The sequence below is a fragment of the Cupriavidus yeoncheonensis genome (assembly GCF_905397275.1).
Lineage (GTDB): Bacteria > Pseudomonadota > Gammaproteobacteria > Burkholderiales > Burkholderiaceae > Cupriavidus > Cupriavidus yeoncheonensis.
Window position 1 is genome coordinate 336,325 of sequence record NZ_CAJPUY010000002.1, and the last position, 21,038, is coordinate 357,362.

The window sequence follows — 21,038 nt, forward strand, 5'->3', positions numbered from 1 at the left end:
GCCGTGCCATTGCGGATCTTCCCTCTCCCGGCTTGCCAGCCACCCCAGGCAAACGCCATCGCCTTGCGCCCGCCGGCCTTTTCGCCGTCCACGCAGCGCGATCACGCTTGCCCGTGATTCCGCACTGAACCGGTCCGGACCACCTGGGATGCGGCGAGCCTGCCTGCGCTTGTCTTCGCGCTTGTCTTTGTTTTTCGTCGCAATCAGCATTAGTAATAAGGAATCCCGGGGATGATCAACCTGTTCGTCCTGCAAAAAGGCCGGCTTGCCCAGGAGCAGGTCGACGAGCGCAACGAGCTGCTGCAGCACAAGCCGATCTGGATCGACGTCGTCAGCCCCGACGACGAGGAACTGGCCTGGATCAAGGAAGCCTACGGCGTCGCCCTGCCCGAACTGGAAGACCTGGGCGACCTGGAAGCGTCCGCGCGTTATTTCGAAGGCGAGGACGAGAACATCCACATCCGCACGGACTTCCTGCTCGATGAGGAAGAAGCGTCGCGCAACGTGCGCGTGGCGTTCGTGCTCACGCGCGACGTGCTGTTCTCCATCCACGACGAAGACCTGCCGGTGTTCCGCCTGGTGCGGCTGCGCGCGCGCATGCGCCCGGGCTCGGTGCGCAACGCCAAGGACGTGCTGATGGACCTGTACGCGACCGACGCCGAATACTCGGCCGACTCGATCGAGGAAGTCTACGAACGCCTGGAAGAAGCGAGCCGTCGCGTGCTGGCCGAGAACGTGACCGACGCCGCCGCCGCCGACGTGCTGGAAACCATCGCGCGCGAGGAAGACCTGAACGGCCGCATCCGCCGCAACGTCATGGACACGCGCCGCGCGGTGTCCTTCCTGATGCGCAGCCAGCTGCTGTCAGCCGAGCAACAGGACGAGGCCCGCCAGATCCTGCGCGATATCGACTCGATCGAGAACCATACCGCATTCCTGTTCGACAAGATCAACTTCCTGATGGATGCGACCGTCGGTTTCATCAACATCAACCAGAACAAGATCATCAAGCTGTTCTCGGTGGTGTCGGTGGCGCTGATGCCGCCCACGCTGATCGCCAGCATCTACGGCATGAACTTCAAGATCATGCCGGAACTGGACTGGGCCGCGGGGTATCCGTGGGCGATCGCGCTGATGGCGGTGTCCGCGGCGATTCCGCTGGTATATTTCCGGCGCAAAGGCTGGTTGAGCTAAGGGACCGAGGGCTGAGGCCGGGCGGCGGTTGGCGTCCGGCGGTTGAGGTCAATTAATCCGGCAGCGCAGCCGCCCCCATCCGCCTCGCGATGATCCCCGCCTTGACCTTGAAGTTGATGCGCACATTGGCGCAATACTCCTTCTTGTCGAAGCACTTCGGCGCCGGCAGCGCCGCCGCCAGGCGCGCGGCCTGGCCCACGCCGAGCTTGCCCGCGCTGGTGCGGAAGTAGTGCTGGGCCGCGGCCTCGGCGCCGAATACGCCCTCGCCCCACTCCACGGAATTCAGGTAGATCTCGAAGATGCGCTGCTTGTCCAGCCAGAACTCCAGCATCCACGTGATGGCCAGTTCCTGGCCCTTGCGCAGGTAATGCTGCTCGGGCGACAGGAACAGGTTCTTGGCGAGCTGCTGCGTGATGGTGGAGCCGCCGCGCACGACGCGGCCGCGCTTCTTGTTGCGCTCCCAGGCATCGAGCATGGCGTCGATCTCGTAGCCGGGATGGTTGACGAAGTCCGCGTCCTCGCTCGCGATGACCGCGCGCTTGAGGTTGCGCGAGATCTGGTCGTACGGCATCCAGCGGCGGTCAATATCGCAGCTCCAGACCTTGAAGCCGCACAGGCGCCAGCGCTCGGCGCGCATGAATGACGTGGACGAAGGCGCCACGTACTGCCAGGCCGCGATCTGCAGGAAGAAGTAGGCCTGCATCGCGAGGATGCCGGCCGCGATGCAGGCGATCAGATAGCCGGCCCAGCGCATCGGGGCGAACGCCGTGCCGGCGGCGCGCAGGGTGCGCTGTCGGGTGGCCACTGGCGCAGGCAGTGGTTCAGCCCTTGCGCTCGGCCTGCAGCGCGGCGCGCAGGTCGGCCAGCACGGGCGCGGTACGCGGACGTACGCCGCGCCAGATGTAGAAGGCCTCGGCGGCCTGCTCGACCAGCATGCCCAGCCCGTCGGCCGTGCGCGCGCCACATTGCGCGGCATGGCGCAGGAACACGGTCGGCTCGACGCCGTACATCATGTCGTAGGCCAGCACGCCCTCGCCGAGCAGGAACTCCGGCACCGGCGGCAGTTCGCCGTGCAGGCTGCTGGACGAGGCATTGATGACCACGTCGCAGGCCTCGTCCTCGGACAAGTGCTCCAACGCATCGAGGCCGCCGCCCCACAATTCCACGCCAAAGGAATCGGCGGCTTCCACGAACTCTTCCAGCATGTCGCTCGCACGCGAAGCCGTGCGGTTGGCCACCACGATGCGCGCAGGCCGGCATTCGAGCAGCGGCAGCATCGCGCCCATGGCCGCGCCGCCCGCACCGAGCAACAGCACGCGCTTGTCTTCCAGCAGCGTGTCCAGGTTGTCCTGGATGTCGCGCACCAGGCCAACGCCATCGGTGTTGTCGCCGTGGATCAGCCCGTCCTCGATCCACATCGTGTTGACCGCGCCGGCGGCTTCCGCTCGCGGCGTGAGGCGATCGGCCAGGTCATAGGCCTGCAGCTTGAACGGCACCGTCACGTTGAAGCCGTGGCCGCCGCCTTGCAGGAACGCGCGCACGGTCTCGGCGAACGCGTCGAGCGGCGCTTCCAGGCGGCTGTACTCGACGGCCTCGCCGGTCTGCTGCGCAAACGCGGCGTGGATGTATGGGGAGCGGCTGTGCGCAACCGGGTTGCCGACCACGACGTAGCGGTCAGCCAGCTGGGAGGATTCAGTGGAGGTCATCAGCGGGCCTGCAAGCGGGTTTCCAGCCCGCTGCGCGAGAACTTGAATGTGGAAATGACTTCGAGGATGTCCTGGCGCGCCGCCATCTCGGCCGTGAACGGCCCGAATGGCGCGGCAGCGCGGACGATGGCGACGGCCTGACGGTCCAGCGCCGGATCGCCCGAACTCTTGACCACGTCGATGGCATCGACGTTGTAGCCGTCGCGGTTGTAGCCAAGCTTGCCCAGACGGTTCACGTTGATCACCAGGATCAGCTGGCCGTACAGCGGCTTGCCATTGTGCTGCGGGAAATCGCTGGTGCCGCGCGCCTCGATCCTGTGGCGCAGGCGGTCATAGTACTGGGCGTAGTCGACCTCGCGCGCGCTGGTGGCGGTGAGCTGGTAGCGCTTGGGCCGCTTGGCATATTGCTCCAGGTTGCGGCCGATCTCCGCCTCCAGCTTGGCCATCTCGTCCGTCGAGGTACGCTCGTCCTGGCCACGCAGCGGATTGTCCTGGCGCTGCTCGCCAGGCTTGAGCGGCTGGCTGCGCACGGACGGCGCGGCTTCGCGCGTTTGCGTCATCAGGCGCTGCTGTTCCAGCTCGAGTTGCTCGACGCGGCGCTGCACCTGGCGCACGAGGTCGCCGTCCTGCGACACGGTCTGGGCCGGCAGCGGCGTGGTGGCGCGCTGCTGGTCGTGGTCGCCGCCGCCGTCGAGATTGGCCTGTGCCAGCACGGTCGCGTTGCGCGGCTTCTGCGCCGACTTGGAATTGACCAGCACCACGTCCAGCGCCGCGTCCTTGCGCTTGATCTCGAACACCTCGGGTGCCGCGATCCGCACCATCAGCAGCACCAGGTGCACGGCTACCGAGATGGCCAGCGCCTTGACCAGCGTGTTGCTGGCATGCCACCAGTGGCGGGGATCGACGAGAGCGGCGTTCACGATGGAGAGCTGGCTGGACAATGGCTTGGGGGAATCGCTTGGGAGATCCGCCAGGGCAGCATGGCGTCATGCGCCCTCCGCCCGGTAGCGGCACCGGGTCAGATGGGCATTGTATGTGAGCCGCCGGCTTTTCCGAAGGAATCAGCCCTGGCCGGGAACAATGGTGTCGCGCGCGGCAGACGCCCCGTCGCCACCGCCGCCTTCGGCCGGCTCGCCAGCTCCGCCTGCGGCGGGTTCAGCGGCTTCGGCGCCTTCCGCGGACTGCTCGGCAGCGTGCTCGGCCGCGATCTCCGCCGCGGCTTCCGCCGAGACTTCAGCGGCTTCCTCGTCGCTTTCGAGTTCTTCTTCGGGCAACGCGCCCTCACCGGCAAACACTTCAAGCACCCGGCACGACACATCGAGCGCGATCTCGTCGATGGCGCCGATCTCCAGCAGCACCTGGGTGCCACGCTGGGCTTGCGCCAGTTCCGGCACGCGCGTGACCAGCGGGATCTCCATGAAGCGCACCGCGCCCTCCTTGAGCGTGGTAACCATCATGCGCTCGCGGCTTTCCTGCTGCAGCCAGCGCAGGCACCAGTAGCGCTCCATGGTGGACTGGTGGTCGGCATAGGCCGCGTAGGTGCCTTCGAAATCCGCCACCGCTGCCAGCAGGTCGGCGTCCTTCGGCTTGAACGGCGCCACCAGCTTGGCCGTGATGCCATGCTGCGCCACCGCCAGGATCTGCCACTGGTTGACCAGGTCGACATAGCGGCGCAGCGGCGAGGTACTCCACGCGTACTGCGCCACGCCCAGGCCTTCGTGCGGGGCCGGGTAGGTCTGCATGCGGGTGCGGTGCATGCCCCAGGCCTTCTGCGTACGGTAGATGCCCGGCACGCCATTGTCGGCCAGCAGCTTGCCCCACGTGCTGTTGGCCAGGATCATCAGCTCGGCCACGATCTTGTCCAGCGGCGAGCCGCGCTTGCGCTGTTCGATCCGCACGCGCTGGCTGCCATCATCCTGGTCGTCCAGATAGAAGTTGAAGTCCGCGCGATTGTGCGATTCGGGCCGCAGGCCGCTGGCCAGGCGGGCCTTCTGGCGTTCGTCATGCAGTGCGCCGGCGAAGTGCCACAGGCGCGTGAGTTCGGCGCGGAACGGATAGTCGCCGGTGCCGTCGGCGAGCGACGCCTCGGTGATGACATCGTCGAGCAGGTTGTGGCGCAGGTTGGCCGCGATCATCACCATCTCGGCGCGCGTCTCGCTGCCCAGCACCTGCCAGAACCGTGGCTCGACCGTCACGTAGAGCGACAGCGCGGGGCACTGGCGGCCTTCCTGCAGCGTGTAGCGCTCGACCACGGCGTCGGGCAGCATGGTGATCTTGTCGCCCGGGAAGTAGACCGTGGACAGGCGATGGCGCGCGATCGCGTCGAGCGGCTCGCCACGGCGGATGCCAAGCGCGGGCGCGGCAATATGGATGCCGACGCGCAGGTTGCCGTCCGGCAGCTCGGTGACGGACAGCGCGTCGTCGATCTCGGTGGTGGTGACGTCGTCGATCGAGAACGCCTGCACGTCGGCCACGGGCAGGTCGGCAAGCGGCTCGGGTACGTCGATCTCCGGGAAGCCCGTGCCCTTCGGGAAGCACTCGGCGAGGAACTTGGCCTCGTGCAGCGCGCGCGCGCTGGCCACACCGCCGACGGCCACCATCAGGCGCATCGGCGTCATGCCGAGCGCCGTGCAGGCGGCGTCCATCGCCTTGTATTCCAGGCTGTTCTTGTCCGGCTTGAACAGCAGTTGCAGCACCTTGTTGCGGAACGGTTCCGGCAGGGTCAGCGCCTTGAGCTGGTCTTCGTATTCGGTCTGCAGGAGCGCCTGCTGCTTCTTGCGCTCGAGCGCGGCCAATGCGGCCTTGAGCTGGTCTTCCGGCGCGCGCTGGTAGCGCCCGCGGCCCTTGCGGCGGAAGTACACCGGGTTGCCATGCAGGGCCATGGCCAGCGCCGCCTGCTGCACGGGACCGGCATCCGCGCCGTAGTATTCGGCGGCCAGCTCGGCAAAGCCGAACTCGGCCTCCGGCGCGCATTCCCACAGGAAGTCGAGGTCGATCTCGGCGGTCATTTCGCCGGTCTGGCGCACCAGTTCGATCGCCGACGGCTGCGCAAACTGCAGCAGCACGTCGCGAGACTTGACCTTGGTGCGCTTGCCGGCCGGCAATTCGACCTGGTAGGCCTCGCCCTGCTGGGTCAGCACGGTGCCGGCGCGAATCTCGCCGCCTTCTTCGAACAGCAACTGCATCGATCGGTACTTTCAGAAATGCCGGGAACCCTGCCGCTCAGGCGGCAAAGACGCGGGTTCCGGGGAGATAGAGTGAGGGCCCCTGACGGGCGGGCTGGCCGCAAGTGCCAAAGTCAGAATGATACCGCACTGGTTCCGGCCTCCCGCCGGCCGGCCGGCGAACGGTACGGCGGGTACGGCGGGTACGGCGGGTTCGGCGGGTTCGGCGGCCGGATGGGGGTGGCGTCAGAGCGACATGCCGCCGCTGGTCTCGATGGCTACGCCGTTGATGTAGCTGGCGTCGTCGCTGGCCAGGAAGGCGTACACGCTGGCGATTTCCGACGGCTCGGCCAGGCGGCGCATCCAGCATGATTCCTTCATGCCGTCGAGCACCTTCTCCGGCACGGTCCGCAGGATCTCGGTGTTGACAAAGCCCGGGCACACGGCGTTCACGCGCACGCCTTTGGGGCCGAGTTCGCGCGCCCAGGTTTTGGTGAAGCCGATCACGCCGAACTTGCTGGCCGAGTAGTTGGTCTGGCCGAAGTTGCCGTACAGGCCGACCACGCTCGACGCGTTGAGGATCACGCCCTTGCCCTGCTCGGTCATCACGGCGGCCACGGACTGCGCGCAGTTGAACACGCCCTTCAGGTTGACGTCGATGACCGCGTCGAACTGCGCCTCGGTCATCTTGGCCAGGCGCGCATCCTTGGTGATGCCGGCATTGTTGACGAGCACGTCGATGCGGCCATGCGCGGCCAGCACTGCGGCGACCATGGCGTCGACCTCGTCACGGCGCGTCACGTCGACGCGGAAGGCCTTGACGGTGGCACCATTGGCGGCCAGCTTCGCGGCGGCCTCGCGCACACGCGCTTCCTGGACGTCGCACAGGATGACAATGGCGCCTTCCGCGGCAAAGCGCTCGGCCGTGGCAAACCCGATACCGGCAGCTGCACCGGTGATGATGGCAACGCGACCCTGCAATTTCATGATGTCTTCTCTTATATAACTCTGGGTAGTGTGTCAGTCAGTCGGGGCTCCGGTCTGATGGACTGCGTTGCCGGGGTCCCCGAGAAGGCCGTGCCAGCAGGTCAGGCAAGAAGACCTCTGTCACGAGCATGATGCCGGCGCCGCGCCGGAATACGGAACGGCGCGCCGGCAGCATCGGTACCGGCGCCATGGCCGGCAGGATCCGCTGCAGCGCACGGCGCAGCGGGTGGTGCGGCAGCAGCCGCGCGAACTCGAACGGATCACGCCGCACGGCCGGGTCCACGAACAGGCGGCCGCCCAACGGGCGTTCGCCGAGCCCGCGCAGGAAAGGCCAGTCACGGCGCGCGTGGCGCTCGCGCACGACGGTGTGCGCGTAGATGGCCGGCTGCTCGTCGCAGATCAGCAGCACTTCACGGGTCAGCGCCGGTTCACGGCAACACTGACCGAGCGCCTGCCATTCGTCCGGATAGGGCCGCGCCGAATCCTGCAGCAGGCGGCGCACGCGAAAGCGTTCGGAGGCGGCCACCAGCCGCGCGGTCAGCGAACCTTCGCCCGTGACCCAATGCCGCAGGTTCGGCGGGATCGCCGGATCGAAGGGCAGGTGGCAGGTCCAGCCGCAGCGGCGCGCGAACTGCGCGCTCATGCCGCGCGGCCCGGCACTACGCCGCCGGGCCCATAGCCGCAGAAGGCCAGCACGTCGTCGACGTAGTCCGCGAACTCGCTGATGCCGTGGTCGCTGCCCGAGATGATGCGGATATGTGCGCCCGTGCAGGCGGCAACCATCTCGCGGTAGTCGAGGACTTCGTCGCCCGTGGCGGCGAGCAGGTAATAGCGTTCCGGCCGGGTGATGGTGTCCACGCGCAGGTCGATCAGTTCCTGCATGTGGCGTGGCTCGACCGTGACCGAGCCGCCGCCATGCCACAGCGGCTGTTCGCCGATGTATTGCTGCAGGTCGGTCCACGGGTGGATGGCCGGGTTCAGCAGCACCGTGCGGCAACCATGACGCTCCCCGAGCCACCGTGCATAGAAGCCGCCCAGCGAGGAACCCATGATCGCGATGTCCTGGTCGCCCCCCGCGCGCGCCGCGCTGATGGCGGCTTCGGCCTGGGCGATCGCCTGGGCGGGCGAGACATTGAGCAAGGGGCAGGCGTAGTAGCGCCCCACGCCCCACTCGCGCATGCGCTCCTGCACCAGCCGCGCCTTGAACGACTGCGGCGAGGAGCGGAATCCGTGCAGGTACAGCAGCATGTCCTTGTCCTCAGCCGGCGGCGCCCTGGCCGAGCGCATCCAGCAACTTCTGGTGCACGCCGCCGAAACCGCCGTTGCTCATGACCAGCACCTGGTCGCCCGGGCGCGCCGCGGCGCGCACGGCCTCGACCAGTGCGCCGAGATCGTGGAAAGCCGCGGCCTTCTTGCCAAGCGGGGCCAGCGCGCCGGCGAGGTCCCAGCCGAGCGCGTCCTTGCCGCTCGGGGCGCCATAACCGAACACCAGGTCGGCCTGCTCGAGGCTGGCCGGCAGCTGCGCCTTCATCACGCCGAGCTTCATGGTGTTGGAGCGCGGCTCCAGCACGGCCAGGATGCGCGCGCCATCGACCCGGCGGCGCAGGCCTTCCAGCGTGGTCTGGATCGCGGTGGGATGATGGGCGAAGTCGTCATAGACGGTCACGCCGCCCGCCACGCCGCGCACCTCCATGCGGCGTTTCACATTGGCGAAGCGGCCGAGCGATTCGATGGCCTGCGCCGGGGGCACGCCGACATGGCGCGCGGCGGCAATGGCGGCCAGCGCGTTCATGCGGTTGTGAGTGCCCTGCAGGTCCCAGGTCACGCGGCCCTGCACGGTCTCGCCGAACCATACGTCGAAGGCATCCTTGCCGCCGCCTGCGTTGCCTGCGTTGCCCGCGTCGCTTTCGCGCCAGTCACCGACGCCGAACTGCTCCGCCTCGCTCCAGCAGCCGCGCTCGAGCACGCGGGCCAGGCTCGCTTCAAGGCCGTTGACGATCAGCCGGCCCTGCCCCGGCACCGTGCGCACCAGGTGGTGGAACTGCGTTTCGATCGCGTCGAGATCCGGGAAGATGTCGGCGTGATCGTATTCGAGGTTGTTCAGGATGGCCGTGCGCGGACGGTAGTGGACGAACTTGCTGCGCTTGTCGAAGAAGGCGGTGTCGTACTCATCGGCCTCGATCACGAAGAAATCCGATTCCGTCACGCGTGCCGAGATGCCGAAGTTCTGCGGCACGCCGCCCACGAGGAAACCGGGGTTGTAGCCGGCATCTTCCAGGATCCACGCGAGCATCGACGTGGTGGTGGTCTTGCCGTGGGTACCGGCGACCGCCAGCACCCACTTGCCGGCCAGCACGTGCTCGCCCAGCCATTGCGGGCCCGACACGTAAGGCAGGTTGCGGTTGAGGATGGCTTCCATCAGCGGATTGCCGCGCGACACCACGTTGCCGATCACGAACAAGTCAGGCTCCAGCGCGAGCTGGGCGGGATCGAAGCCTTCGATCAGCTCGATACCCTGGGCCTCGAGCTGGGTGCTCATCGGCGGATAGACATTGGCATCGCAGCCGGTGACACGATGACCCGCCTGCTTGGCGAGGACCGCCAGGCCGCCCATGAAAGTGCCGCAGATGCCAAGGATATGAATATGCATGGGGTTCCCGGAAAGACTTGAGACCGGCCGGGCCGGTCGGCATGCCGGCTTGTGGTCCAGCGGGACCATGCCGGGCAGGAAGCCACTGATTGTACCCGAGCGCCTGCGCGCTTCGCTGCACTGCGGCAGCGCTGCGCCACCGGATGCGCGCCCCGCTCCGGTATCATCGGGACATGTCCCGCCACGCCCTTTCCGACCCCGTCCGCCTGCGCGAGGAGATCGCACAGGCCGCGGCACGCATGATTGCCGAAGACGGCGCCGACTACGCCACCGCGAAGCGCAAGGCCGCGCGCCAGTTGCTCGGCGACCAGCGCGTGGCCGGCGAATGGCTGCCCGATAACGAGATGATCGAGGCTGAAGTTCGCGCTTATCAGGCACTTTTCCACAGCGACACGCAGCCGCGCATCCTGGCGCTGCTGCGCCGGTTGGCCATCCTGGCCATGGAGGACCTGGCCGGCTTCCGGCCGTACCTGGTGGGTGCCGTGCTCAATGGCACCGCAACCGAGCATTCGGATATCTATCTGCAGTGCTTCTGCGACAGCGCCAAGGACGCCACGTTGCACCTGCTCAACGCGGGCGTCGGCTTCGAGACCAGTGAATCCCGCCATTTCGCCGGCCGCGGCGAGGTGGAGACCCTGAGCTTCCTGTGGAAAGGCCAGTGGCCCGACCGGCGCGAAGCGCGCCTGCTGGCCGGCGAGGTACGCGCCGCGCTGGGCACGCCGGTCGGTATTCATATTGCTCTGTATGATGCCGACGACGAACGCGGCGCCGCGCGCACCGATGCGAGCGGCCGTGCGGCCCGGGCCGACCTGCAAGCCGTGCGGGCGCTGCTTGGCGACGCCGACGCTGCGAACTGAAGCACACCTGACCTGTCAGATTCACCATTTGCCGGCATCTGCGCCGAACCGCCGCCCGCTTACCGAGACACCATGAGCACTCCCACCCAGAATCCTGTCCGCCGTTCCCGCCTGTGGCTGTGGATTGCCGTGGCCGTGGTGGCCTGCGCCGCCGGCGCGCTGGCCGGTCACTTCGTGTTCTCGCCGAAGCCTGCATCGGACCACGCGGTGGAAACCTTCTTCCAGACCCGCCTGCCCGACCCGGGCGGCACCGATATCGATCTCGGCAAGCTGCGGGGCAAGACCGTAGTGGTCAACTTCTGGGCGCCGTGGTGCGGACCCTGCGTGGAAGAAATGCCCGAGCTGACCGCCCTGCATGCCGAGTATGCGGCCCGCAAGGTCGAGTTCGTCGGCATCGGCATCGATTCCGCCGCCAATATCCAGCAGTTCATCAAGAAGGTGCCGGTGGCTTACCCGCTCGCGGTAGCTAGCTTCGCAGGCACCGAGCTGTCGCGCAATTTCGGAAACGATGCCGGGGGCCTTCCCTATACGGTCGTGATCAACCCGGATGGCTCGGTCAAGTACCGCAAGATGGGCCGCATCACGTCGGATGAATTGCGCTCCGTTCTGCCCCGTTCGTAGGTGCAGTCGGCGGCATAAGGGCCTTCTTCAGCCAAGTTCGCCGAACCGTGTCGAAACTGCACTGAAACCGGGCGCATATTGGTGGAACGGGTCCAATGTGGCCTAATCAACGCACCATGACCGTGCCGGCATGTGAAGGCTTGTATCGCCCGCTAGACAAATCCCTCTAAGCTACGGTAATCTCCGCGCAATTTCGTTGAACTGGTCGAGCCGCCGTGACTGCAACCCGCTCTATCCGTCGCTCTGCCCGCTACCGCAAGGTGCTGGTCCTGCATGGGCCGAACCTCAACCTGCTGGGCACGCGCGAACCGGAGACGTATGGGCACACCACGCTGGCCGATATCGACGCCGCACTGGCCCGGCATGCCGCCGATGCCGGTATCGCGTTGTCATCGTTCCAGTCCAACCATGAAGGGGCGCTCGTCGACCGCATCCATGCCGCACGCACGGAAGGGGTGGAATTCATCATCATCAACCCCGCCGCCTACACGCATACCAGCGTGGCGATACGCGATGCGCTGGCCGGCGTGGCCATTCCGTTTGTCGAAGTACACCTGTCGAACGTGCATCGCCGCGAGAGCTTCCGCCACCATTCCTACTTCTCCGACCTCGCGGTCGGCGTGATCTGCGGGCTGGGCTGGCAAGGCTACCTGATGGCGCTGGACTATGCCCTCGGGCTGGAACAGCCGCCGCCAGGGGGCTGAGGCCCGCCGGCATACAAGGCTTTACCCGAATACATGAATGATGCGCGCCGCCTGTCGGCCGCGCCCGCAGCGTGTGCGGCAAGGCACCGCGGGCGTGGACAGCCGGTGGCCGTACCGACGATTTCTTCCGCCGCTGCCCCGCCAGGGCACGCCCGGACAACCTGATTCAGGAGGATAGAAGATGGACCTGCGCAAGCTGAAGACGCTGATCGACCTGGTGGCCGAATCCGGCATCTCGGAGCTGGAAGTCACTGAAGGCGACGGCAAGGTACGCATCGTCAAGCAACCGCCCCAAGTCATCGCCGCGCCGATGGCCATGCCGCAGATGCAGGCGCTGCCGCCCATGCCCGGCGTCGCCCCCGCAGCCAGCGCACCGGTTGCTGCCGAGCCTGCCGCTGCGCAGCTCCCGGCTGGCCACGTGGTGACCTCGCCCATGGTCGGTACCTTCTACCGTGCCCCGTCGCCGGGCGCCGCGCCGTTCGTCAACGTTGGCGACACCGTCAAGGAAGGCCAGACCGTCTGCATCATCGAAGCCATGAAGCTGCTCAATGAGATCGAGTGCGACAAGGCCGGCGTGATCAAGGAAATCCTGGTCGAGAACGGCCAGGCAGTGGAATACGGCCAGCCGCTGTTCGTCATCGGCTGATGCTGTCCGGAGTGCCGCGCAGGACTGCGCGGCACTCCGGATCTCGTGGATGTTCGCACGTTGCGGCCCGCATCCCATGAAGCGGCCCCTGGCATCGCCAGTGTCCTGGCCGCACGCCCGGTGTGCCGCTGCGGCACCTGACGGGACCGCTCCCGTTCTCGCAGAGAGAGACCATGTTTGAAAAAATTCTGATCGCGAACCGCGGTGAAATTGCCCTTCGCATCCAGCGCGCCTGTCGCGAGCTGGGCATCAAGACTGTGGTGGTGTACTCGGAAGCCGACAAGGAAGCCAAGTACGTCAAGCTGGCCGACGAAGCCGTCTGTATTGGACCGCCCCCGTCGCCGCTGTCCTACCTGAACATGCCTGCCATCATCTCGGCCGCTGAAGTGACCGATGCGCAGGCCATCCACCCGGGCTACGGCTTCCTGTCGGAAAACGCCGACTTTGCCGAGCGCGTAGAGCAGTCCGGCTTCGTCTTCATCGGCCCGACCGCCGAGAGCATCCGCCTGATGGGCGACAAAGTCTCGGCCAAGCAGGCCATGATCAAGGCCGGCGTGCCGTGCGTGCCGGGCTCGGAAGGCGCGCTGCCCGAAGACCCGAAGGAAATCCTGGCCACCGCGCGCCAGGTCGGCTACCCGGTCATCATTAAGGCCGCCGGCGGCGGTGGCGGCCGCGGCATGCGCGTGGTGCACACCGAGGCCGCGCTGATCAATGCCGTCATCACCACGCGCGAAGAAGCCGGCCGCGCCTTCGGCAACCCCGAGGTCTACATGGAGAAGTTCCTGGAGAATCCGCGCCACGTGGAGATCCAGATCCTGGCCGACCAGCACAGGCAGGCCATCTGGCTGGGCGAGCGCGACTGCTCCATGCAGCGACGCCACCAGAAGGTGATCGAGGAAGCGCCCGCGCCGCACATCCCGCGGCGCCTGATCGAGCGCATCGGCGACCGCTGCGCCGAGGCCTGCCGCAAGATGGGCTACCGTGGTGCCGGCACGTTCGAGTTCCTGTACGAGAACAACGAGTTCTACTTCATCGAGATGAACACGCGCGTGCAGGTGGAGCACCCGGTCACCGAGATGATCACCGGCATCGACATCGTGCAGGAGCAGATCCGCATCGCGTTTGGCGAAAAGCTGCGCTTCCGCCAGAAGGATGTGCAGTTCCGTGGCCATGCGATCGAGTGCCGCGTGAACGCCGAAGACCCCTTCAAGTTCACCCCGTCGCCGGGCCGCATCACCGCCTGGCACATGCCCGGCGGCCCCGGTGTACGCGTCGACTCGCACGCGTATGATGGCTACTTCGTCCCGCCGAATTATGATTCGATGATCGGCAAGATCATCACCTACGGCGCCACCCGCGAGCAGGCCATTGCCCGCATGCGGATCGCGCTGTCGGAAATGGTGGTGGACGGTATCCAGACCAACGTCCCGCTGCACCGCGAGCTGATGATGGACGCCAACTTCATCGAAGGCGGCACCAGCATCCACTATCTCGAGCATCGGCTGGCGCAGCGCGAGAAAGCCTGACGCGGCAACTGCCGCACTGCTGTACAAAGGGAAGCCCGTGGCCTTTCAGGAATGTGTGATCGAAGTGGCGCAGGACCAGGCCGAAGCCTGGTCTGACGCCCTGTTCGACCTTGGCGCGCTGTCGGTGTCGGTGGAAGATGCCGACGCCGACACGCCGGACGAGCAGCCGCTGTTCGGCGAGCCGGGGATGGAGCCTACACGGCTCGCCTGGAACCGCTCGCGCGTGGTGGCGCTGTTCGGTGACGATACCGACCCGGCGCTCGTCGTCGCGGCCGCGTCGAATACGCTTCGCATCGATCCGGTACCGGCCTATATCCTGCGCGATGTCGAGGACCAGGACTGGGTGCGCCTCACGCAATCCCAGTTCGAGCCGATCCGCGTCGGCGAACGCCTCTGGGTCGTGCCGTCGTGGCATGACGCACCGGAGCCCGATGCCGTGGTGCTGGAACTCGACCCGGGCCTGGCTTTCGGCACCGGCAGCCACCCGACCACGCGGCTGTGCATGCAGTGGCTGGAGCTGAACCTGAAGGCGGGCGAAACCGTGCTCGACTATGGCTGCGGCTCCGGCATCCTCGCCATCGTGGCAAAGAAGCTCGGCGCCGGCGACACGCTCGGCATCGACATCGACCCGAATGCCGTGGAGGCATCGCGCTACAACGCCGAGCGCAACCGCGTCCAGGCGGAGTTCGCGCTGCCGGAATCGGTTTCGGAAGCGACCTACGACCTCGTCGTCGCCAATATCCTCTCCAACCCGCTCAAGCTGATGGCCGCGATGCTGAGCGCCCGCGTGCGCTCCGGCGGACGCCTGGTGCTGTCCGGCGTGCTCGAGCGCCAGGCCGAGGAAGTGGCCGCCGCCTATGCCACCTGGCTGCCGCTGACGGTCTGGCGCAGCGAGGAAGGCTGGGTCTGCCTGCACGGCACGCGCCCCTGAGGTGAGCCGATGGCCGCCGCCAAGCTTGTCACGCGCTGCCCGGCCTGCCGCACCGCCTTTCGGCTGGTGGCCGACCAGTTGCGCCTGCGCCAGGGACTGGTGCGTTGCGGACACTGTGAAACGGTCTTCGATGCACGCGAGCATCTGATCCAGGTGCCAGCGCCGGCAGCCTCGGCTGCCGCGCGCTCGCCGCAGCCCTCGCCCGAACCCGCGGCGGCTGCGCCCGCCGCGCCCCCCGAAGCGGAAACCGAAGCCAGGCCGGCTTCGTCCGCCACGCACTTCGACCCCGGCTACGACCCCGGGTACGACGTGCCCGCGCTCGATTCGCCCACCATGATGATGGCGCCCACCGAGGAGGAAGAGGCTTCCGCGGAGGAGGAGGCGCCGCTCGGACAGGACGCGCACGCCGCATCCGTCGAACCGGCCCCCGCTGCCGAAGACCTCGCGCAACCGGCACTGCAGGAAGCCATGACGGCCGTGCCCGGCGAGACCGATCGCGATGGCGCGCACACGGCAGAAACGCCGGCCGGGTCGACCGAACACGAAGACGCGCGATACGAAGACGCGCGCCCCACGCAAGCCGAACCCTCCGAAGCCGAGCTCGCAGACGCGCAGCCAGCGGCGGCAGGACACCCGGACGACAGTCCGGTCTCGACCGCCAACGGCAAGCATCATGCCGACGAGGCACACGAGGCATCAGCCGCCATCGTCACCGCTCATGAGCCGTGGCCGACGCTCGATCGCTCCGCGCTCGGAGACGAAGAGGCATCCGCGCACACGCCGGCCTCCCAGGCAGCCGAGGCGCCAGACGAACTGGCCGATGCGCCGGCGGGCGAATCTGCCGCCGAACCCGTCCTGCGCAGCGCCAGCGAATTCCTGCGCGCGCAGACCAGCGACAGCACCGAAGCACCAGCGGCCGAGGCTGACACGCCGGCAGAAGCCCCCGCCTCCGAAACGCCGCACGAGTCTGGCCACGAGCCTGGCCACGATTACGGCCTTAACTACGGGCCCACCTACGGACCGAGCGGAGCGGGCACCAGCGATGCCTTCAGCGCCACCGCCGGCGCGATTGCACGCGAGAACGTCGCGCGGCGCTGGGCACGCCAGGAACCGCAGATGGGTCCGGTATTCGCGCCCGATTTCCTGCGCCAGGCCCGCGAACGCGAACGCTCGCGCGAGGCCGCTGCGACGCCGGCACCGCCGCGCCTGCGCTTCGGCTGGCATATCGCCGCCGGCGTGCTGGCCGTTGGTGTCGTCCTGCAAGGGCTGTACCTGATGCGCGGACAGCTCGCCGGGCAGTTCCCGGTGCTGCGCCCCGTGCTGGAAGCCGCATGCGGGCCGCTGGGCTGCACGGTGCCGCCGTGGCGCGACATCGACGCGCTGCGCATCGATACCTCGCAGCTGCAGAAGCAGGACGAAGGCAGCGATGCCTACGTGCTGGCGGTCACGCTGCGCAACCAGGGGCGCGCCACCACCGCGCTCCCGGCGATCGAACTTGTCATGACCGACTTGCAGGACCAGCTGCTGCTGCGGCGCGTCCTGGAGCCATCCGAGTACCTGGAACCGGCGCAGAAGGCCTTTGCCACGCATGGCCTTCGTGCGGGCACGGAGCTGCCGGTTCGGGTACGATTCCGGACTCAGCAGGCGGCGGCCAACTACCGCGTGCTGATTTTCTATCCATAGGGCCTGTTCCCGTACAAGGCGCGCGCGCCTTACCCGGTGAACGGTCCCTGGATTCCGCAGGCTTGCTGCCAAGGGCCGAATCGAGTCCGGCCGCAAGCTGCGCCCCCCCGAAGATCCTGAACAGGAAGGAGCAGTGATGAGCAACGTGACTCTCGGCGGCAACGCCATTGAAGTGGCAGGCAAGTTCCCGCAACCCGGCGACAAGGCCGCCGACTTCAAGCTGGTCGGCAAGGACCTGAAGGACGTGACGCTGGCCGACTTCGCCGGCAAGCGCAAAGTGCTGAATATCGTACCGAGCCTGGACACCCCGGTGTGCCAGGCCTCCACGCGCAAGTTCAACGAAGCCGCCAGCGGCCTGGCCAATACCGTGGTGCTGACCGTCTCGGCCGACCTGCCGTTCGCCATGGGCCGTTTCTGCACCGCTGAAGGCCTGGCCAACGTGGTGCCGCTGTCGACCATGCGCGGCGCGGAATTCAAGGGCAACTACGGCGTGGACATCAAGACCGGCCCGCTGGCCGGCGTGACCGCGCGCGCCGTGGTGGTGCTGGACGAGAACAATGTCGTCAAGTACAGCCAGCTGGTGCCCGAGATCAAGAACGAGCCCGACTACGACGCCGCGCTCGCCGCACTGAAGTAAGCTGCACCCGTATCTCGCACCGGCCGCCCGCATTCCCGGGGCGGCCGCTTCTGTTTTACGAAACCCCACGGGCTGCAAGCGGCCCGAACATCCCAAGTACCTGGAGAGAGCATGGCCAGCCTGATCTGCGGCTCCGTCGCCTACGACACCATCATGACGTTCGACGGACGCTTCCGCGAACACATCCTGCCGGACCAGATCCACATGCTGAACGTCTCGTTCCTGGTGCCCGGCATGCGGCGCGAGTACGGCGGCTGCGCCGGCAATATCGCCTATACGCTCAAGATGCTCGGCGGCGAGCCCGTGGTAATGGCCACGGTGGGCACGGACGCCGAACCCTACCTGCAGTACCTGCGCGGCCTGAACATCGACACCACGCATATCCGCGTGCTGCCCGATACCTTCACGGCGCAGGCCATGATCACCACCGACCTGGACAACAACCAGATCACCGCCTTCCACCCCGGCGCGATGAGCCAGTCTCAGCTCTCCAACGTCAAGGATGCGCTGGGTGGCAACCCCGCGCCGGCACTCGGCATCGTCGCCCCGGACAGCCGCGAGGGCATGCTGCACCACGCGCGCCAGTTCGCCGAGTCCGGTATTCCTTTCATTTTTGACCTCGGTCAGGCTATGCCGCTGTTCAACGGCGAAGACCTGCGGGAGTTCGTTGAACTCGCCAGCTACGTGACAGTCAATGACTACGAAGCGCAGGTCCTGCTGTCCCGCACCGCCTGGACCAGCGCCGAGGTTGCCGCCAAGGTTCGTGCCTTCATCGTCACGCACGGCGAGCGCGGCGCCAGCATCTATGCCGATGGTCAGCAGTACGCGATCCCGGCCGTTCCGGCCGAGCGCATCGTGGACCCGACCGGCTGTGGCGACGCCTTCCGCGGTGGCCTGCTGTTCGGCATTGAAAACGGGTTAGACTGGGAAACCACTGGCCGCCTGGCATCGCTGATGGGATCGATCAAGATCGCACAGCAGGGTCCGCAGAACCACGGGCTGCCGCTCGACGAAATCGGCAACCGCTTCCAGTCTGCATTCGGCTACCGCTACGCCTGATCTGCGGCACGGGCGTGGCACCTTTACGGGAATGGAAATGAACAGCAAGATCCGAACCGGTGTCGTCGCCGTTTTTGCCGTGGCGGCGCTGGTCAGCGGCTGTGCCACGGACTCCAGCTCCAACAGCGTCTACTCGACCGGACAGGCACAGCGCGAACAGACCGTGCGCTACGGCGTGGTCGAAGGCGTGCGCGACGTGATGATCCAGGGCGGCCAGACCGGCGCCGGCACCCTTGCCGGTGGCGCGATTGGCGGCGTGGCCGCGGGCAGCCTAATCGGCAGCGGCAACGGCTCCGTGGCGGCCGGCATCCTGGGCGCGGTGCTCGGCGGCATTGCCGGCAGCGCGGCCGAAAACAAGGTCAACCAGCGGCGCGCGCTCGAGATCACGGTCCGGCTGGAAAACGGCGAGATGCGCGCGATCACGCAGGAAGCCGACGAACTGTTCCGGCCCGGCGATCAGGTGCGGTTGCTGACCGCCGGCGGCGTGACGCGCGTCACGCACTGATCCGCCAGCGTCCCGGTTGCTGAAGGCGCCGCGTCCGAGAGGATGCGGCGTTTTTCTTTTGCGAGGCCGGGTCAGGCTGCCCGGGACAGCGAAGCCATGGCCTCTCCGCGGCGGGAAGCCCAAAAGAAAAACCCGCCGGGCATGCGCCGTCGGCGGGTTGGGCAAGACTGGTGTCTTGCAGGCCGGATACGGTGTATCCGGCCACTATGGCACGCTGTACGTGCCCGGGCGACTCCTTGCGGTAGTCGTGGCCCCCACTCGACCGAGTGAGGCTTACGGACGGTTGCCCGTCGGGAACGGCCAGGCCGCAGCCGGGTTCAGCGCGGTCTTGGCAGCGGCAGCAGGAGCAACGGCGGGCGCAGCGGCAGGGGCAGCCGCTGGGGCAGCCTTGGCCTTCTTCGCAGCCGGCTTCTTGGCAGCGGCCTTCTTGGCAGCCGGCTTCTTGGCGGCGGTCTTCTTGGCAGCAGCCTTCTTGGCCGGTGCAGCCTTCTTGGCAGCGGCCTTCTTGGCCGGTGCTGCCTTCTTGGCGGCGACCTTCTTGACTGCAGCCTTCTTGGCCGGTGCTGCCTTCTTGGCGGCGACCTTCTTCACTGCAGCCTTCTTGGCCGGCGCTGTCTTCTTGGCGGCGACCTTCTTCACTGCAGCCTTCTTGGCCGGCGCTGCCTTCTTGGCGGCGACCTTCTTCACTGCAGCCTTCTTGGCCGGCGCTGCCTTCTTGGCGGCGACCTTCTTCACGGCGGCCTTCTTGGCGGCCGGCGCTGCCTTCTTGGCGGCTACCTTCTTCACAGCGGCTTTCTTGGCCGGTGCAGCCTTCTTGGCTGCCGGCTTGGCGGCCTTCTTGGCCGCCGGCTTCTTCTTCGCAGTCGTTGCCATGGATAACTCCTTCACTAGTGAGTGAATATCGAATGACCTAGGTTGGCGACCCGACCGACCCGAGGCGCAGCACTCTGCCACTGCCTCAGTCGAGCGAGCGATTCATCGGCGCACGGCACTTCCTCCACCGCACGCTAATGAATTCGGTAGCAGGGCCGTCGCCCACGGCGACGCCCCCGAATATTCGATCAGCCCGCGCCGCCCGTCGAGTCGGCGCGCAGCCAGCAATGAGGAGATATCGGACGGCTTGCCTGCGGTGCGGGCCTGGCCTCGCGCACGGCAGACGGCATTCATCTTGAGGTAGCCGGCCCATCCCGTCAGTGGGCCAAAGGAGACTGCACGCGTTTTAAGAAGCCGGTTCGGCCTGGTCTGCGTCAAAGTTCTCGTGCTCCTCAGCTACCCGCATCACTGTGTCACTGCATCGAAGCGCGCATCGCGCTCGTCGTTCAATCTTGCTTCTTGCTTTCGGCTTCGCTGCAATGAAGTGAGACTCTTGTCAAGGCGAATCATAATTCGTTTGCACGATGATGTTAAGAAAAAAGTGCAAAAAAACTTGCGTGCGCGCGCGAGTCGATCTAGCCGGCGCGCACCGCTTCGCGAAGACATCGCCAACACCATCGCGCAACGACGCCTGCATGCCTCGACGCATGTCCTCATCGGCGACGCGAACACGCGCCTCGACCCACGCGAATGCACGCACTCCAACACGAGCGTCACGCCGCTCGCGTCATGCGTGGTCGCACGCATGGAGGCGGTGTATCACGGCATTAAAAGGCACGCGCAACGCTCATCGCACAGACTGGAAACCCGCATGAACAAAGGCTTTACGGCAGACGAAGCAAAACCGGAAGAGGCGCGCTCCAATGCACGCGCAGCGAGTGTGTCGCCGAGCGCGCTGCCATCTGCGGTCACGGCGGAGGCACCGGATGCGACGCGCCTCGCGTGCGATGTTTCACTCGCGACGACGACGCGCACGCTGGTCTCTCGCATCGATGCCTCCGACTGCGCGCGACAGTGATGCGCCAACGCAACGGTTTGTATCGGAGCAACAGCTCGACGTCCTCAGAAGCGTTGCGATCCGGCAAAGCTTTCGCAACGAACTCGCATCGCGATGCCCGAAGGCAACGATCGACACGCGCATCGACACCCGTCACGCGATGCCGCTGTCCTCAGGACAGTCTTCGCGAGACACGTTCGTGCCGCGTGCGTGGACGCCAGTGAAACCGCGCGAGGCGCAAGGCTTAGAGGATTGCTTCGGGCACACGCGCGGCGCCTTTTGCTGCGACACAAAATTC

General features: G+C 66.8%; 21 protein-coding genes. 12 read left to right on the forward strand and 9 right to left on the reverse strand.

Annotated features, from left to right (window positions below; all coding sequences use genetic code 11):
• The first annotated feature begins 231 nt into the window (after positions 1 to 231).
• The gene (corA, locus tag KHO22_RS03805; protein WP_211945766.1) at positions 232 to 1,194 is read left to right on the forward strand and encodes a magnesium/cobalt transporter CorA; all 963 of its coding nucleotides are present in this window, start codon (positions 232 to 234) and stop codon (positions 1,192 to 1,194) included.
• Between the two features lie 52 nt (positions 1,195 to 1,246).
• On the opposite strand, the gene mtgA is transcribed toward corA, so the two are convergent.
• The 8 genes from mtgA to mpl all read right to left on the reverse strand — a co-directional run bounded on the left by mtgA (position 1,247) and on the right by mpl (position 9,701).
• Positions 1,247 to 1,948 carry a monofunctional biosynthetic peptidoglycan transglycosylase gene (mtgA, locus tag KHO22_RS03810; RefSeq protein ID WP_211945896.1) on the reverse strand — a complete coding sequence of 234 codons (702 nt, stop codon included), beginning with the start codon at positions 1,946 to 1,948 and terminating at the stop codon, positions 1,247 to 1,249.
• Between the two features lie 67 nt (positions 1,949 to 2,015).
• Positions 2,016 to 2,900: a shikimate dehydrogenase gene (aroE, locus tag KHO22_RS03815; protein ID WP_211945767.1), complete on the reverse strand. Its 885-nt coding sequence runs from the start codon at positions 2,898 to 2,900 to the stop codon at positions 2,016 to 2,018.
• Positions 2,900 to 3,769, reverse strand: coding sequence for an energy transducer TonB family protein (locus KHO22_RS03820; protein WP_420839575.1), 870 nt, complete (start codon positions 3,767 to 3,769; stop codon positions 2,900 to 2,902). Before KHO22_RS03820 ends, aroE begins: the two co-directional genes overlap by 1 nt.
• 192 nt (positions 3,770 to 3,961) lie before the next feature.
• Positions 3,962 to 6,085, reverse strand: coding sequence for a ribonuclease catalytic domain-containing protein (locus tag KHO22_RS03825; protein WP_211945769.1), 2,124 nt, complete (start codon positions 6,083 to 6,085; stop codon positions 3,962 to 3,964).
• A gap of 225 nt (positions 6,086 to 6,310) precedes the next feature.
• Complete coding sequence (gene fabG / locus KHO22_RS03830; RefSeq protein WP_211945770.1) at positions 6,311 to 7,051, reverse strand: 3-oxoacyl-ACP reductase FabG; 741 nt, start codon at positions 7,049 to 7,051, stop codon at positions 6,311 to 6,313.
• A gap of 37 nt (positions 7,052 to 7,088) precedes the next feature.
• Positions 7,089 to 7,694 carry a chorismate--pyruvate lyase family protein gene (locus tag KHO22_RS03835; RefSeq protein ID WP_211945771.1) on the reverse strand — a complete coding sequence of 202 codons (606 nt, stop codon included), beginning with the start codon at positions 7,692 to 7,694 and terminating at the stop codon, positions 7,089 to 7,091.
• A complete protein-coding gene (locus KHO22_RS03840; RefSeq protein ID WP_211945772.1) occupies positions 7,691 to 8,299 on the reverse strand; it encodes a YqiA/YcfP family alpha/beta fold hydrolase in 609 nt (202 codons plus the stop codon). The genes KHO22_RS03835 and KHO22_RS03840 overlap by 4 nt, the downstream gene beginning before the upstream one ends.
• Before the next feature lie 10 nt (positions 8,300 to 8,309).
• Complete coding sequence (mpl, locus tag KHO22_RS03845) at positions 8,310 to 9,701, reverse strand: UDP-N-acetylmuramate:L-alanyl-gamma-D-glutamyl-meso-diaminopimelate ligase (protein ID WP_211945773.1); 1,392 nt, start codon at positions 9,699 to 9,701, stop codon at positions 8,310 to 8,312.
• A gap of 173 nt (positions 9,702 to 9,874) precedes the next feature.
• On the opposite strand from mpl, the gene KHO22_RS03850 reads away from it, so the two are divergent.
• The 10 genes from KHO22_RS03850 (at position 9,875) to KHO22_RS03895 (ending at position 18,870) form a co-directional block, all read left to right on the forward strand.
• Positions 9,875 to 10,558, forward strand: a complete 684-nt coding sequence (locus KHO22_RS03850) for a UDP-N-acetylmuramate--alanine ligase (protein ID WP_211945774.1) — start codon at positions 9,875 to 9,877, stop codon at positions 10,556 to 10,558.
• A 72-nt stretch (positions 10,559 to 10,630) separates the two neighbouring features.
• Positions 10,631 to 11,179 carry a TlpA family protein disulfide reductase gene (locus KHO22_RS03855; protein ID WP_211945775.1) on the forward strand — a complete coding sequence of 183 codons (549 nt, stop codon included), beginning with the start codon at positions 10,631 to 10,633 and terminating at the stop codon, positions 11,177 to 11,179.
• 215 nt (positions 11,180 to 11,394) lie between these two features.
• Positions 11,395 to 11,883: a type II 3-dehydroquinate dehydratase gene (gene aroQ / locus KHO22_RS03860; protein WP_211945776.1), complete on the forward strand. Its 489-nt coding sequence runs from the start codon at positions 11,395 to 11,397 to the stop codon at positions 11,881 to 11,883.
• Between the two features lie 181 nt (positions 11,884 to 12,064).
• On the forward strand, positions 12,065 to 12,529 hold the full coding sequence (accB, locus tag KHO22_RS03865) for an acetyl-CoA carboxylase biotin carboxyl carrier protein (RefSeq protein ID WP_211945777.1): 465 nt from the start codon (positions 12,065 to 12,067) through the stop codon (positions 12,527 to 12,529).
• Positions 12,530 to 12,702: 173 nt separating this feature from the next.
• Entirely contained in the window at positions 12,703 to 14,055 is a 1,353-nt protein-coding gene (accC, locus tag KHO22_RS03870; RefSeq protein WP_211945778.1) for an acetyl-CoA carboxylase biotin carboxylase subunit, read from the forward strand.
• 37 nt (positions 14,056 to 14,092) lie between these two features.
• Positions 14,093 to 14,986, forward strand: a complete 894-nt coding sequence (gene prmA, locus KHO22_RS03875) for a 50S ribosomal protein L11 methyltransferase (protein WP_211945779.1) — start codon at positions 14,093 to 14,095, stop codon at positions 14,984 to 14,986.
• A gap of 9 nt (positions 14,987 to 14,995) precedes the next feature.
• Positions 14,996 to 16,669 carry a DUF3426 domain-containing protein gene (locus KHO22_RS03880; protein WP_211945780.1) on the forward strand — a complete coding sequence of 558 codons (1,674 nt, stop codon included), beginning with the start codon at positions 14,996 to 14,998 and terminating at the stop codon, positions 16,667 to 16,669.
• Between the two features lie 136 nt (positions 16,670 to 16,805).
• On the forward strand, positions 16,806 to 17,306 hold the full coding sequence (gene tpx / locus KHO22_RS03885; protein ID WP_211945781.1) for a thiol peroxidase: 501 nt from the start codon (positions 16,806 to 16,808) through the stop codon (positions 17,304 to 17,306).
• A gap of 111 nt (positions 17,307 to 17,417) precedes the next feature.
• Positions 17,418 to 18,365: a carbohydrate kinase family protein gene (locus KHO22_RS03890; RefSeq protein WP_211945782.1), complete on the forward strand. Its 948-nt coding sequence runs from the start codon at positions 17,418 to 17,420 to the stop codon at positions 18,363 to 18,365.
• Between the two features lie 37 nt (positions 18,366 to 18,402).
• The gene (locus tag KHO22_RS03895; RefSeq protein ID WP_211945783.1) at positions 18,403 to 18,870 is read left to right on the forward strand and encodes an outer membrane lipoprotein; all 468 of its coding nucleotides are present in this window, start codon (positions 18,403 to 18,405) and stop codon (positions 18,868 to 18,870) included.
• A 273-nt stretch (positions 18,871 to 19,143) separates the two neighbouring features.
• On the opposite strand, the gene KHO22_RS03900 is transcribed toward KHO22_RS03895, so the two are convergent.
• Complete coding sequence (locus KHO22_RS03900; RefSeq protein WP_211945784.1) at positions 19,144 to 19,743, reverse strand: histone H1-like DNA-binding protein; 600 nt, start codon at positions 19,741 to 19,743, stop codon at positions 19,144 to 19,146.
• Between the two features lie 517 nt (positions 19,744 to 20,260).
• Here KHO22_RS03900 and KHO22_RS03905 point away from each other — a divergent pair.
• Positions 20,261 to 20,761, forward strand: a complete 501-nt coding sequence (locus KHO22_RS03905) for a hypothetical protein (RefSeq protein ID WP_211945785.1) — start codon at positions 20,261 to 20,263, stop codon at positions 20,759 to 20,761.
• The last annotated feature ends 277 nt before the right edge of the window (positions 20,762 to 21,038 follow it).

Coding starts and splice junctions, on each gene's coding strand:
- corA (WP_211945766.1), top strand. CDS start 232: ATGATCAACCTGTTCGTCCTGCAAAAAGGCCGGCTTGCCCAGGAGCAG.
- mtgA (WP_211945896.1), bottom strand. CDS start 1,948: ATGCGCTGGGCCGGCTATCTGATCGCCTGCATCGCGGCCGGCATCCTC.
- aroE (WP_211945767.1), bottom strand. CDS start 2,900: ATGACCTCCACTGAATCCTCCCAGCTGGCTGACCGCTACGTCGTGGTC.
- KHO22_RS03825 (WP_211945769.1), bottom strand. CDS start 6,085: ATGCAGTTGCTGTTCGAAGAAGGCGGCGAGATTCGCGCCGGCACCGTG.
- fabG (WP_211945770.1), bottom strand. CDS start 7,051: ATGAAATTGCAGGGTCGCGTTGCCATCATCACCGGTGCAGCTGCCGGT.
- KHO22_RS03835 (WP_211945771.1), bottom strand. CDS start 7,694: ATGAGCGCGCAGTTCGCGCGCCGCTGCGGCTGGACCTGCCACCTGCCC.
- KHO22_RS03840 (WP_211945772.1), bottom strand. CDS start 8,299: ATGCTGCTGTACCTGCACGGATTCCGCTCCTCGCCGCAGTCGTTCAAG.
- mpl (WP_211945773.1), bottom strand. CDS start 9,701: ATGCATATTCATATCCTTGGCATCTGCGGCACTTTCATGGGCGGCCTG.
- KHO22_RS03850 (WP_211945774.1), top strand. CDS start 9,875: ATGTCCCGCCACGCCCTTTCCGACCCCGTCCGCCTGCGCGAGGAGATC.
- KHO22_RS03855 (WP_211945775.1), top strand. CDS start 10,631: ATGAGCACTCCCACCCAGAATCCTGTCCGCCGTTCCCGCCTGTGGCTG.
- accB (WP_211945777.1), top strand. CDS start 12,065: ATGGACCTGCGCAAGCTGAAGACGCTGATCGACCTGGTGGCCGAATCC.
- accC (WP_211945778.1), top strand. CDS start 12,703: ATGTTTGAAAAAATTCTGATCGCGAACCGCGGTGAAATTGCCCTTCGC.
- KHO22_RS03880 (WP_211945780.1), top strand. CDS start 14,996: ATGGCCGCCGCCAAGCTTGTCACGCGCTGCCCGGCCTGCCGCACCGCC.
- tpx (WP_211945781.1), top strand. CDS start 16,806: ATGAGCAACGTGACTCTCGGCGGCAACGCCATTGAAGTGGCAGGCAAG.
- KHO22_RS03890 (WP_211945782.1), top strand. CDS start 17,418: ATGGCCAGCCTGATCTGCGGCTCCGTCGCCTACGACACCATCATGACG.
- KHO22_RS03895 (WP_211945783.1), top strand. CDS start 18,403: ATGAACAGCAAGATCCGAACCGGTGTCGTCGCCGTTTTTGCCGTGGCG.
- KHO22_RS03900 (WP_211945784.1), bottom strand. CDS start 19,743: ATGGCAACGACTGCGAAGAAGAAGCCGGCGGCCAAGAAGGCCGCCAAG.